This window comes from Dietzia sp. DQ11-38-2 (genome assembly GCF_014145055.1).
GTDB lineage: Bacteria > Actinomycetota > Actinomycetes > Mycobacteriales > Mycobacteriaceae > Dietzia.
In genome coordinates, this window is sequence record NZ_JAALDW010000286.1 from 4,141 (window position 1) to 17,635 (window position 13,495).

5 protein-coding genes and 3 rRNA genes are annotated in these 13,495 nt (G+C 64.1%); 2 read left to right on the top strand and 6 right to left on the bottom strand.

All coding sequences use genetic code 11. From position 1 onward, the window contains the following. Positions 1-2,009 (bottom strand): 3-hydroxyacyl-CoA dehydrogenase NAD-binding domain-containing protein (locus tag G6026_RS10275; RefSeq protein ID WP_347238088.1); only part of this gene is annotated, 2,009 nt, incomplete at its 3' end. Positions 2,010-2,050: 41 nt separating this feature from the next. Continuing rightward, complete coding sequence (locus tag G6026_RS10280) at positions 2,051-3,262, bottom strand: acetyl-CoA C-acetyltransferase (RefSeq protein ID WP_182613119.1); 1,212 nt, start codon at positions 3,260-3,262, stop codon at positions 2,051-2,053. Positions 3,263-3,451: 189 nt separating this feature from the next. Between G6026_RS10280 and malQ the strand changes: the two genes are divergently transcribed. Then, positions 3,452-5,638, top strand: coding sequence for a 4-alpha-glucanotransferase (gene malQ, locus G6026_RS10285; RefSeq protein ID WP_347238089.1), 2,187 nt, complete (start codon positions 3,452-3,454; stop codon positions 5,636-5,638). A 60-nt stretch (positions 5,639-5,698) separates the two neighbouring features. On the opposite strand, the gene rrf is transcribed toward malQ, so the two are convergent. The 3 genes from rrf to G6026_RS10300 form a co-directional block, all read right to left on the bottom strand. Then, positions 5,699-5,815 (bottom strand): 5S ribosomal RNA (gene rrf / locus G6026_RS10290). 94 nt (positions 5,816-5,909) lie between these two features. Beyond that, positions 5,910-9,008 (bottom strand): 23S ribosomal RNA (locus G6026_RS10295). Between the two features lie 346 nt (positions 9,009-9,354). Then, positions 9,355-10,871: ribosomal RNA gene (locus G6026_RS10300) — 16S ribosomal RNA — on the bottom strand. The 16S, 23S and 5S rRNA genes sit together here, the layout of an rRNA operon. 873 nt (positions 10,872-11,744) lie before the next feature. Between G6026_RS10300 and G6026_RS10305 the strand changes: the two genes are divergently transcribed. Further along, complete coding sequence (locus tag G6026_RS10305; protein WP_182613120.1) at positions 11,745-12,305, top strand: alpha/beta hydrolase; 561 nt, start codon at positions 11,745-11,747, stop codon at positions 12,303-12,305. Positions 12,306-12,434: 129 nt separating this feature from the next. On the opposite strand, the gene G6026_RS10310 is transcribed toward G6026_RS10305, so the two are convergent. Beyond that, positions 12,435-13,418: an arsenic resistance protein gene (locus G6026_RS10310; RefSeq protein ID WP_182613121.1), complete on the bottom strand. Its 984-nt coding sequence runs from the start codon at positions 13,416-13,418 to the stop codon at positions 12,435-12,437. Positions 13,419-13,495 lie beyond the last annotated feature (77 nt).

The following is a 13,495-nucleotide window of genomic DNA, read 5'->3' on the forward strand; positions in this document are numbered from 1 at the left end:
ATCCCGATGATCGAGCCGATGTTGGCGTCGGCGTCGTCCACGATCACGCCCTCGTCGACGCACTTCTGGGTCTCGAGAACCTCGGCGAAGATCATGCGGTCGACCAGGTCCTGCAACGGCGGTGCGTTGTCCGGCGAGGTGTTGAACGCCTCCCGCAGGCCCGGCCAGAGTCCCGCTCGCGTGCCGTCGGTGTAGTCGTAGAACCCGGCCCCGGCCAGACGGCCGCTGCGGCCGAGCTCGTTGACCATCGTGGCGGTGACGCGGTCGGACGGCACCTCCACGAACTCCTCGCCCGCGGCCGCGGCGGCCTCGCGCGCGGTGTCGCGGATCTTGAGCATGAGGTTGAGGTTCAACTCGTCGGACAGCTGCAGCGGCGCCGCCGGGTACCCCGCGATGCGGCCGGCCTGCTCGATGGTCGAGGGCTCGATCCCCTCGTCCAGCATGCCGATCGCCTCGTTGACGAACGTGCCGATGACGCGGGAGGTGTAGAAGCCACGCGAGTCGTTGACCACGATCGGGATCTTCCGGATCGCCAGCGTGAGGTCGATCGCCTTGGCCAGGGTCTCGGGGGTGGTCTTCTCACCCTTGATGATCTCGACCAGCTGCATCTTGTCGACGGGCGAGAAGAAGTGCAGTCCGATGAAGTCCTCGGGACGCTTGACGCCGGTCGCGAGGTCGGTGATTGGGAGGGTCGACGTGTTGGAGCCGAGCAACGCGTCGGGGGCGACGATGTCCTCGATCTCCTGGAAGACCTTCTTCTTCAGATCCGGCGACTCGAAGACGGCCTCGATCACGAGGTCGCATCCGGCCAGCGCCTGCGGGTCCGTGGTGGGCGTGATGCGGGCCAGGAGGGCGTCGGACTTCTCCTGCGTGGTGCGGCCACGCTCGAGCGCCTTGGCCTCGATCTTCTCCGCGTACGCCTTGCCCTTGTCCGCGGACGCCTGCTCGACGTCCTTGAGCACGACCTCGATCCCCGCCTTCGCGCACACGTACGCGATGCCGGCGCCCATCATGCCGGCGCCCAGGACGCCGACCTTGGTGAACTCGGTCCGAGGGATCTCGGAGCCGTCGGCGGCCTTGGGGCGTGCGCCGCCGGACGAGCAGTGCTGCATGTCGAAGAAGAACGCCTGGATCATGTTCTTCGCGATGGGACCGGTGACGAGCGAGACGAAGTATCGCGCCTCGATCTTCTCGGCGGTGGCGAAGTCGACCTGCGACCCCTCGACCGCGGCGGCCATGATGGCCCGGGGCGCCGGGGAGGGCGCGCCCTTGGTCTGCTTGCGCATGTTGGCGGGGAAGGACGGCAGGACCCCGGCCAGGGCCGGGTCGCTGATCGTGCCGCCGGGCAGCGTCCACCCCTTGCGGTCCCAGGGCTGACTGGGCTCGGGATCGGTCTTGATCCACGCCTTCGCGGCGTCGACGAGCTGCTCGGGGGCCACGACCTCGTCGACCAGGCCCGCCTTGAGGGCCTTGTCCGGGGCGAACGAACGGCCCGACATCAGGATGTTGGGCACGGCCTGCGCCAGACCGAACATGCGGACGGTCCGGACGATGCCGCCGCCGCCGGGCAGCAGACCGAGTGTGACCTCGGGCAGGCCGACCTTGGCGCCGCGGGCGTCGGCCATCACGCGGTGGTGGCAGGCGAGGGCGAGCTCGAGACCTCCGCCCAGGGCCGCGCCGTTGATCGCGGCCACGACCGGGACCCCGAGGGTCTCCAGGGCGCGCATCCGGCCCTTGATCTGCATGGACCGCTCGAAGAGCTCCTCGGCGTCGCCGGGGCCCGCCGTGATCATGGACTTGAGGTCGCCGCCGCCGAAAAAGCTCTTCTTGGCGGAGGTCAGGACGATGCCCTTGATGGACTCCTTCTCGGCCTCGATACGGCCGACGGTCTCCGAGAAGTCGTCGATGAAACGCGCGTTCATGGTGTTCGCGCCGTGGTCGGGGTCATCCATGGTGAGGGTGACGATGCCGTCGCCGTCCTGCTCCCACCGGAACATGTTGTCGCTCACTGGTTCTCTACTCCTAAAGGCTGTGGTGTCGGTGGGGCGGATCAGACGCGCTCGATGATGGTGGCGACGCCCATTCCACCGCCGACGCAGAGGGTGATGAGGGCGCGCCTGCCGCCGGTGCGCTCGAGCTCATCGAGCACGGTGCCGGTGATCATGGCGCCGGTGGCTCCGAGGGGGTGACCCATCGCGATGGCCCCGCCGTTGACGTTGAGCTTCTCGTCGGGGATGTCCATGTCCTTCTGGAAACGCAGCACGACGGAGGCGAACGCCTCGTTGAGCTCCCACAGGTCGATGTCGTCCCGGGTGAGCCCCGCGATCTCGAGAGCCTTCTTCGCGGCCGGGGTCGGGCCGGTGAGCATGATGGTGGTGTCGGCGCCGGAGGTGGCCGCGGCCACGACGCGGGCGCGCGGCGTCATGTTCATCTCCTTGCCGGCCTTCTCCGACCCGACCACCACGAGGGCGGCGCCGTCGACGATGCCGGAGGAGTTGCCACCGTGGTGGACGTGGTTGATCTTCTCGACCCAGTGGTACTTCTGCAGCGCGACGGCGTCGAAACCGCCCATGTCGCCGACCATGGCGAACGAGGGCTTGAGGCCGGCGAGCGCCTCGACCGTGGTGCCCGGTCGCATGTGCTCGTCGTGGTCGAGGATGGTGACGCCGTTGATGTCCTTGACCGGGACGACCGACTTGGCGAACCGGCCCTCCTCCCACGCGCGGGCGGCGAGTCGCTGCGAGCGCTCGGCGTAGCGGTCCACGTCCTCACGGGTGAACCCCTCGAGCGTGGCGATGAGGTCGGCCCCGATCCCCTGCGGGGAGAAGTACGTGTCGTAGTTCGTCGCCGGATCCAGGGCCCAGGCGCCGCCGTCGGTGCCCATCGGCACGCGCGACATGGATTCGACGCCGCCGGCGAGGACGACCTCGTCCCAACCGGAGCGGATCTTCTGGGCGGCCATGTTGATGGTGGTCAGGCCGGAGGCGCAGAACCGGTTGATCTGCACACCGGCGACGGTGTCGGGCATCTTGGCGGCCAGCGCGGCGATCCGCGGCAGATCCATGCCCTGGTCCCCGAGCGGGGTGACGATCCCGTAGATGATGTCCGAGATCCGGTTCTCGTCGAGGTCGGGGAACCGACGCCGCATCTCTTCGATGAGACCGACGACCAGGTCGATCGGCTTGACCCCGTGCAGAGCGCCGCCGGGCTTGCCCTTGCCTCGCGGAGTCCGGATGGCGTCGTAGATGAATGCCTCGGTCATGGGTTGTCCACGGCCTTTCTCTGGGCGGAACTGATACGTGTTCGAGGTCAGCGTACGTGGTCCCTCGCCCCCGCTCGGAGTGTGGTCCGTTTTTCACGATCCGCGCCCGGGGCGCTCCGGTGGCACAGTGGACCGTGACCGTCCGCGGCGCCCGGTAGACGGCGCCTCCCGACCCGACGCGAGGACCCCGTGACCGTGACCGACGCCGTTCCCCCCGCCCTGGTAGAGCTCGCCGAGAGGTGCGGCGTGGCCACGAGCTACGAGGACGCCCGCGGTATCCGCCGCGAGATCCCCGCCCGGACGCTGCGTGCGGTTCTCGCCGCGATGGGCATCCCGGTCGGTGAGGACGACGACGAGGGCGGTGGCTCGGTCAGCGCGGCGCTCGAGGAGGTTCGTCTGCGGCCGTGGCGCCGGGTGCTCCCCCCGACGATCGTGACGAGGCAGGGCTCGGGGGCCCTGTGCGCCGTCCATGTACCCCGTGGAACCTCTGTGGGGCTGTCCGTCCACCTCGAGGACTCGTCCGACCCGCTCGACCTGGTGCTCCCCGCCGCCGCGGAGGAGTCGAGGAGTGTCGATGGGACGCCAGTCGACCGATTCGATCTGGAGCTGCCCGACGCGCTCCCCCTAGGGTGGCACCGCCTGGTCGCCGTCGTCACGGACTCGTTCGACGGCACCGGCCCGTCGGCGGGGGAGCCGCGGGTCGTCGAAGCCGCCCTGGTGGTGTCCCCGCGGTCCATACCGGTCCCCCCGGATCTCGGACGGCGCCGGGGTGTCGGGCTGGCCGCGCAGCTCTACCAGGTCCGGTCCGACACGTCGTGGGGGGTCGGTGACCTGTCGGACCTCGCCGACCTCGCCGACTGGGCCGGGCGGGACCTCGGCGCCGACTTCGTCCTGGTCAATCCGATGCACGCCGGGGAACCGCTCCCGCCGGTGGAGCCGTCCCCGTACCTCCCGACCACACGGCGGTTCGCCTCACCGCTGTACCTCCGGCCCGAGCTGATCCCGGAATACGCCTCGCTCCCACCCGAGGAGATGCAGGTGGTCGATGACCTCGCGGCCGGGCAGCGGCAGAGGAACACCGAGGACACCATCGACCGCGACTCCTCGTGGGGAAGCAAACTCGAGGCGCTCCGGGTGGTATTCGCCGCGCCTCTCACGGAGGACCGGGCCCGGGCGTTCGACGACTTCGCCGACGAGCAGGAGCCCGGACTGTTCCGTTTCGCCACGTGGTGTGCTCTGGCGTCCGAGTGGGGCCCGGACTGGTCGCGGTGGCCCGCAGCGCTGAAGGACCCGGATTCCGACGACGTGGCGCGTTTCGCCACCGACCACGCGCGGGAGGTCCGATTCCACCAGTGGCTGCAGTGGCAGGTCGCGCAGCAACGCGCTGGTGCGCAGCGCGCCGCGTTGTCGGCGGGAATGCGGCTGGGGATCCTCCACGATCTGGCCGTCGGGGTGCATCCCACCGGCGCCGACGCCTGGGCGCTCCGCCGGTCACTCGCCCGCGGGGTCACCGTGGGCGCGCCACCGGACGTCTATAACCAGCTGGGCCAGGACTGGTCCCAGCCCCCGCTGCGGCCCGATGCTCTCGCCGAGGAGGGGTACCGGCCCTTCCGGGACATCGTCCGCGCCGCGCTGCGCGACTCGGGCGGGATACGGATCGACCACATCCTGGGTCTGTTCCGGCTCTGGTGGATCCCGTCGGGGCTCCCGCCCACCGAGGGGACGTACGTGAACTATGACCACGAGGCGATGATCGGCGTTCTCGCGCTGGAGGCGTCGCGTGCCGGCGCGGTCATCGTGGGAGAGGACCTGGGGACCGTCGCACCCGGGGTCCGGGAGGAACTGTCCGAGCGCGGGGTGTTGGGCACCTCGGTGATGTGGTTCGAGCAGCAGGACTCCCAGCCGGTGCCCCCCGAGGACTATCGCCGGCTCTGCATGGCGTCGGTGACCACTCACGACCTCCCGCCGACTGCGGGGTATGTCGACCTCGTGCATGTGGATGTCCGCGAGGAACTGGGCCAGCTGACGGGCGATGTCGAACAGGAGCGCGCCGACGCGGCCTCCGAGATCGGGTCGTACACCGAGGCGGTCAGACGGCGCGACTTACTCGAGGGCGCCAGCACGGAGGATCTGGTGGTGGCGCTCCACGCATTCCTGGCCGCGGCACCATCTCTTCTCTACGCGGTGTCGGTGGCCGACCTCGTCGGTGATCGCCGCCCGGTCAACATGCCCGGGACGTCAGAGGAGTATCCGAACTGGCGTGTGCCGCTCTCCGACGCTCGAGGCGACGTGGTCGCCCTCGAAGGGCTTCGTGGATCGGACCTGGCGAAGCGGGTATTCGGCGCGGCGTCGGTTGGGGTGGTGGGTGTGGGGTGAAATGACGAGGGCCCCCGGGGCCGCGGTGGGGCGGTCTCGGGGGCTCTCGTGTGAAGTTGTGTTCGGCGGTGACCTACTCTCCCACACCCTCTCGAGTGCAGTACCATCGGCGCTGGCAGGCTTAGCTTCCGGGTTCGGAATGGGACCGGGCGTTTCCCTGCCGCTATGGCCGCCGTAACTCTGTGAAACAAGGCCCGACCCGCGGTGGTGCGGGGGGTGTGTTGTTTCAGATACTGCACAGTGGACGCGGTGCGATTCTTTTGGCTTGAGTGTGTGTAAGCCCTCGGCCGATTAGTACCGGTCACCTCCACGCATTGCTGCGCTTCCAGTTCCGGCCTATCAACCCCATGGTCTGTGGGGGGCCTTAACCACGCAAGGTGGTGAGAAACCTCATCTTGGAACAGGCTTCCCGCTTAGATGCTTTCAGCGGTTATCCCTTCCGAACGTAGCTAACCAGCGATGCTCCTGGTGGAACAACTGGCACACCAGAGGTTCGTCCGTCCCGGTCCTCTCGTACTAGGGACAGCCTTCCTCAAGTTTCTTACGCGCGCGGCGGATAGAGACCGAACTGTCTCACGACGTTCTAAACCCAGCTCGCGTGCCGCTTTAATGGGCGAACAGCCCAACCCTTGGGACCTACTCCAGCCCCAGGATGCGACGAGCCGACATCGAGGTGCCAAACCATCCCGTCGATATGGACTCTTGGGGAAGATCAGCCTGTTATCCCCGGGGTACCTTTTATCCGTTGAGCGACACCGCTTCCACTTGCCGGTGCCGGATCACTAGTCCCGACTTTCGTCCCTGCTCGACGTGTCAGTCTCACAGTCAAGCTCCCTTGTGCACTTGCACTCAACACCTGATTGCCATCCAGGCTGAGGGAACCTTTGGGCGCCTCCGTTACTCTTTGGGAGGCAACCGCCCCAGTTAAACTACCCACCAGGCACTGTCCCTAACCCAGATCATGGGCCGAGGTTAGACGTCCAATACGATCAGAGTGGTATTTCAACAACGACTCCACACACACTGGCGTGCATGCTTCACAGTCTCCCACCTATCCTACACAAACCGAATCGAACGCCAATACCAAGCTATAGTAAAGGTCCCGGGGTCTTTTCGTCCTGCCGCGCGTAACGAGCATCTTTACTCGTAATGCAATTTCGCCGAGTCTGTGGTCGAGACAGCAGAGAAGTCGTTACGCCATTCGTGCAGGTCGGAACTTACCCGACAAGGAATTTCGCTACCTTAGGATGGTTATAGTTACCACCGCCGTTTACTGGGGCTTAAATTCTCAGCTTCGCCTTGCGGCTAACCGGTCCTCTTAACCTTCCAGCACCGGGCAGGCGTCAGTCCGTATACATCGACTTACGTCTTCGCACGGACCTGTGTTTTTAGTAAACAGTCGCTTCTCTCTGGTCTCTGCGACCACACCCAGCTCCCACCGCGAGGGTGTTCACCGGGCATGGCCCCCCTTCTCCCGAAGTTACGGGGGTATTTTGCCGAGTTCCTTAACCACAGTTCTCTCGATCGCCTTGGTATTCTCTACCTGATCACCTGTGTCGGTTTGGGGTACGGGCCGTGTATGAACTCACTAGAGGCTTTTCTCGGCAGCATAGGATCACTGAATTCCCCACAACGGGTACGCATCAAGTCTCAGCCTTCATGTGACACGGATTTGCCTATGTCACGGCCTACACTCTTACACCAGTACAACCACTGACTGGCCCAGCTACCTTCCTGCGTCACCCCATCGCTTGGCTACTACCAGATCAGGTCCCGCGCATCCAGTCCACGTCATCCCGAAGGATGCTCCAGGACGTTCAGGGCGGTTAGTATCACTGATTCACCATGGGCGCGCATACACGGGTACGGGAATATCAACCCGTTGTCCATCGACTACGCCTGTCGGCCTCGCCTTAGGTCCCGACTCACCCTGGGCAGATTAGCTTGACCCAGGAACCCTTGATCATTCGGCGGACGAGTTTCTCACTCGTCATTCGCTACTCATGCCTGCATTCTCACTCGTGTGGCCTCCACGCCTGGATCACTCCGACGCTTCTATGGCCACACGACGCTCCCCTACCCACCCACACACCTGCCCGGAGGAGGTTCTCGTGTGAGTGCCGCGGCTTCGGCGGTGTACTTGAGCCCCGCTAAATTGTCGGCGCAGGACCACTTGACCAGTGAGCTATTACGCACTCTTTCAAGGGTGGCTGCTTCTAAGCCAACCTCCTGGCTGTCTCAGCGATCCCACATCCTTTTCCACTTAGTACACGCTTAGGGGCCTTAGCCGGCGATCTGGGCTGTTTCCCTCTCGACTATGAAGCTTATCCCCCACAGTCTCACTGCCACACTCTCACACCTCGGCATTCGGAGTTTGGCTGACGTCAGTAACCTTGTAGGGCCCATCGGCCATCCAGTAGCTCTACCTCCGAGGTGAAACATGCGACGCTGCACCTAAATGCATTTCGGGGAGAACCAGCTATCACGGAGTTTGATTGGCCTTTCACCCCTACCCACAACTCATCCCCTCAGTTTTCAACCTAAGTGGGTTCGCGCCTCCACGACGTCTTACCGTCGCTTCACACTGGCCATGGGTAGATCACTCCGCTTCGGGTCTAGAGCATGCCACTACGATCGCCCTATTAGGACTCGCTTTCGCTACGGCTTCCCCACACGGGTTAACCTCGCGACATACCACTAACTCGCAGGCTCATTCTTCAAAAGGCACGCCATCAGCCCCGAAAGGCCTCTGACGGATTGTAAGCACACGGTTTCAGGTACTATTTCACTCCCCTCCCGGGGTACTTTTCACCATTCCCTCACGGTACTAATCCGCTATCGGTCACCAAGGAGTATTTAGGCTTACCGGGTGGTCCCGGCAGATTCACAGCAGATTTCACGGGCCCGCTGCTACTTGGGAACACAAATCGCCCAGCCACAAAGTTTTCAGGTACGGGACTCTCACCCTCTACGGCCGACCCTTCCAAGTCGTTCCCCTAACCCGCGGACTATCAAGCGCCTGATCCGGCAGAACCAGGACATCATGCCCCACAACACCACACACGCAACCCCTGCCGGGTATCACACGCATGCGGTTTAGCCTCTTCCGCGTTCGCTCGCCGCTACTGACGGAATCACTGTTGTTTTCTCTTCCTGCGGGTACTGAGATGTTTCACTTCCCCGCGTTCCCTCCACACACCCTATGTATTCAGATGCGGGTAACACGCCATCACGCGCGCTGGGTTCCCCCATTCGGACACCCTCGGATCACAGCTCGGTTGGCAGCTCCCCGAGGCTTATCGCAGCCTCCTACGTCCTTCATCGGCTCTTGGTGCCAAGGCATCCACCGTGTGCTCTTACACACTTACATTCACAAACAATTAAAGATGCTCGCGTCCACTGTGCAGTTCTCAAACAACACACACCAACCCCACCCACACCCCAGCCAACCAGCCAGGACATCTCGGGAATCAGTGCCACCAGAAACAACCAGACCCAGCACAAACCAGGCCCAACGGTGTTGTCTCAGACACCCAACAGTGTGTTTCATCCGGACCACGCTCCCCCCACACGCCGGCCCTGAGCCGACGCCCGAAGATCAAGGCGAGTCCTACGCGATAGTGTTCCACCCAATGAGCCACCCGGCGCGCCACACTCGGACGCGAACCAGGCGCAAACTCTGACCACACCCAACAGGCATGGTGAGTGCTCCTTAGAAAGGAGGTGATCCAGCCGCACCTTCCGGTACGGCTACCTTGTTACGACTTCGTCCCAATCGCCGATCCCACCTTCGACGGCTCCCTCCACAAGGGTTAGGCCACCGGCTTCGGGTGTTACCGACTTTCATGACGTGACGGGCGGTGTGTACAAGGCCCGGGAACGTATTCACCGCAGCAATGCTGATCTGCGATTACTAGCGACTCCGACTTCATGGGGTCGAGTTGCAGACCCCAATCCGAACTGAGACTAGCTTTAAGGGATTCGCTCCACCTCACGGTCTCGCAGCCCTCTGTACTAGCCATTGTAGCATGTGTGAAGCCCTAGACATAAGGGGCATGATGATTTGACGTCATCCCCACCTTCCTCCGAGTTGACCCCGGCAGTCTCTCACGAGTCCCCACCATAACGTGCTGGCAACATGAGACAGGGGTTGCGCTCGTTGCGGGACTTAACCCAACATCTCACGACACGAGCTGACGACAACCATGCACCACCTGTATACAAGCCACAAGGGAAACGACATCTCTGCCGTCGTCCTGTATATGTCAAGCCTAGGTAAGGTTCTTCGCGTTGCATCGAATTAATCCACATGCTCCGCCGCTTGTGCGGGCCCCCGTCAATTCCTTTGAGTTTTAGCCTTGCGGCCGTACTCCCCAGGCGGGGCGCTTAATGCGTTAGCTACGGCACGGAATCCGTGGAAGGACCCCACACCTAGCGCCCACCGTTTACGGCATGGACTACCAGGGTATCTAATCCTGTTTGCTCCCCATGCTTTCGCTCCTCAGCGTCAGTTACTACCCAGAGACCCGCCTTCGCCACCGGTGTTCCTCCTGATATCTGCGCATTTCACCGCTACACCAGGAATTCCAGTCTCCCCTGTAGTACTCAAGTCAGCCCGTATCGCCTGCACGCCCCCAGTTGAGCTGGAGGATTTCACAGACGACGTGACAAACCGCCTACGAGCTCTTTACGCCCAGTAATTCCGGACAACGCTCGCACCCTACGTATTACCGCGGCTGCTGGCACGTAGTTGGCCGGTGCTTCTTCTGCAGGTACCGTCACTCTCGCTTCGTCCCTACTGAAAGGAGTTTACAATCCGAAGACCGTCATCCCCCACGCGGCGTCGCTGCATCAGGCTTCCGCCCATTGTGCAATATTCCCCACTGCTGCCTCCCGTAGGAGTCTGGGCCGTGTCTCAGTCCCAGTGTGGCCGATCACCCTCTCAGGCCGGCTACCCGTCGTCGCCTTGGTAGGCCATTACCCCACCAACAAGCTGATAGGCCGCGGACTCATCCTGCACCGAAAAACTTTCCAACCCCCACCATGCGGCAGGAGCTCATATCCGGTATTAGACCCGGTTTCCCAGGCTTATCCCGAAGTGCAGGGCAGATTACCCACGTGTTACTCACCCGTTCGCCACTCGTGTACCCCCGAAAGGGCCTTACCGTTCGACTTGCATGTGTTAAGCACGCCGCCAGCGTTCGTCCTGAGCCAGGATCAAACTCTCCATAAAAGCTTCTCAGCACTACAAAAAGCACAATCCAAGCAAAAAACAAACCAAAAAACTGGCTGTTTCCAAAAAACGCGACCCCCACGACAGGGATGTGAAAGGGTCGCAACCAAACAAAAAATTTGGCACTATCACAAACAAAACACACTGTTGAGTTCTCAAACAACACCCACACACCAACCCCATGCGGCAGTGCTGCCACGTAGCGTTGGGGTGAATTCGCCACTCCCGAGCGGGAGAGGCTTGACTACTCTAGCGGACCGAAGTCGATCGGTCAACCCGATCCCTCGCTCCCCTTGCGTGAAGCCACCGCCCGCAACGTGGGCTCGAGCTTGTCGGCTCGATCCCCGCTCCCTGGCGGCTCCGATAAAGTTACACGCGCCCCAACAGAACACCAAATCGCCTGTTCAGGGCTATAGCTGGCGTGATCGCGCCCCCGGCGACCGTCAGCGTTCCCGCCCGGTCCACCACGGTGAGGTTCGCGTACGGGCGTGGTCAGCGGGCCGCATCCTCACCGGCGTCCCTACCGGCGAGCCGGCCCTGCTGGGCAGCGCTCCACGGCGGTGACCGCGGCGAGTTCCCTCCGGCTGGCGTGCGGATCATGACTGGATGGAGGGTGATCGGGCACCCAGCGCGTTGCCGTCCCGGCTCGAGGTGGGGCTGTACCCACGCCGTTGTCATTCATCCCAGCGCCGGTTCCGTCAGCTCGGCACTCAAGGGCATCCGCGACAGCCCGTGGAAGCCGCATGTCTCCCACCGTCCCGCCGGGTGGGTCCCTGCACGCACCCGGGCGGTTCCGCCCACCCGGTCCCACGGACGCCCTGATCAGGTGGGGGAGCTCCCTCCGCGACGTGAAGAGGTCTAGCGTGCCTTCACATGACATCGACCACGAGCAGGCGTGCAGTGATCTTCCATGGCTACGCCGCATCTCCCCGGGATCATTGGTTCGAGTGGCTCGCTGAACGCCTCACTGACGCCGGGATCCCCACGCGAGTACCCGCCTTGCCGAACTCCAGTGCCCCTTCCCGCGACCAGTGGGCGGCGACCGTAGCCAGAGAGCTCGGCACACCCGGGGAAGAGACCGTGGTCGTCGCGCACAGCCTCGGTTGCCTTGCCGTTCTCCGGCATCTCGCATCGCTGACCGGCCCGTGGCAGGTGGGCACACTCGTCCTCGTCTCGGGCTTCGTGGACACCTTGCCTGCACTCCCGGCACTTGACGACTTCATCGGCGACGGGGTGGACCTCGCAGGGATCCGGGAGCACATCGGGTCCCTGACGATCGTGCGGTCCGACGACGACACCCACGTGCCTGTCGAGCTCACCGACCGCCTTGCTCGGCTTCTCGGTACGTCGGCTGCCGTGGTCCCGGGAGCGGGACATTTTCTGGCGGCGGACGGGGTCACCACACTGCCCCACGCCCTCCGCGCGGTGCTGTGAGTTCCCCGACATTCACCGCGGCCAGACAGACATCCTGGCGGGCGCCCCGACATCCCCGGCGTTCGTCCTGTCGAGCGTTCGGCCTGTAGAGGGATCCGGTCCGGCAGTGGACGATCCGATGTGAGCTCATCACCTCGGAGCGTCGTTCGAACTCCTCGCGAAGGCGATCGGAACCAGCCACACGAACACGATCATCCCGAGCAGCTCGACGAGGGATTGCATCACGACGACGATGGCCGCGACGTCGAACCCCTGCGGCAGGGAAAGCGCGATCGGTAGGACGAGGAAGGAGTTCCGGGTCCCCAATCCGAAGGCGAGCGTCCGGGCCTGTGAGACCGGGAGCGTGAAGACCATCGCGAGCGCTTTGGCGGTCAGCCCCGCCGCCACAAGGAACGCCACGAACACCGGAGCCACGAGTGGAAGGACAGCCAGCGCGCCGAGCACCGCGTGCACCTGCGCCGTCGCGATCAGGAACATGACGGTTGCGAGGAGAGGGACCGGAGCCCAGGCCCACCGCTCGCGAATCGCGTGCCCTCGCTGCCGAGCATCCAGCCACTTCTCCGTCAGGACGGCGGCGATCAGCGGCAACACGACGACTCCGAGCGCCGAAGCCGCCACATCGACCGTGACCAGGCCTGCGACCTCCTCGCGTGCCATCACCATCAGGTAGACGGGTAGCAGCATCAGCTGGAGCACCAGGTTCACGGGGGTCACCGCGATCGCGCGCGCGACGTCTCCCCCCGCCATCTGGGTGAAGCTGATGACCCAATCGGTACACGGCACGAGCAACACCAACAACACTCCCAGTCGGACACCGGGGTCGTCCGGAAGCACTGGAACCATGGCCCACACGACGAGTGGCATCACGATGAAGTTGCCCACCACCACCGCCGCCGTGAACCGACGGTCACGCCATGCCGTGGCCAGGTCCAACAGCGGAACCTGAAGGAATGTGGCGTAGAGCAAGAGGCCGAGGGTCGGCCACAAGAGCGCCTCGGCCACAGTCCCCGCACCCGACGCTCTGCTGCCCAACGCGAGACCGACGACGATGGCCGCCGCGTAGACCCACACTTGCCGGCGCTCGAGGGAGGATCGGTCGAGCGGAACTTTCACGGCACCGGGCCTACTCTCGGATCAAGCAGCTGGGCAACAGTATCGCCCACCTCAGGGCGGCGTCGGTTGGGGTGGTG

Bases quoted from the DNA above. Each gene is read 5' to 3' on its own strand.
- G6026_RS10280 (WP_182613119.1), bottom strand. From the start codon at position 3,262: ATGACCGAGGCATTCATCTACGACGCCATCCGGACTCCGCGAGGCAAG.
- G6026_RS10305 (WP_182613120.1), top strand. From the start codon at position 11,745: ATGACATCGACCACGAGCAGGCGTGCAGTGATCTTCCATGGCTACGCC.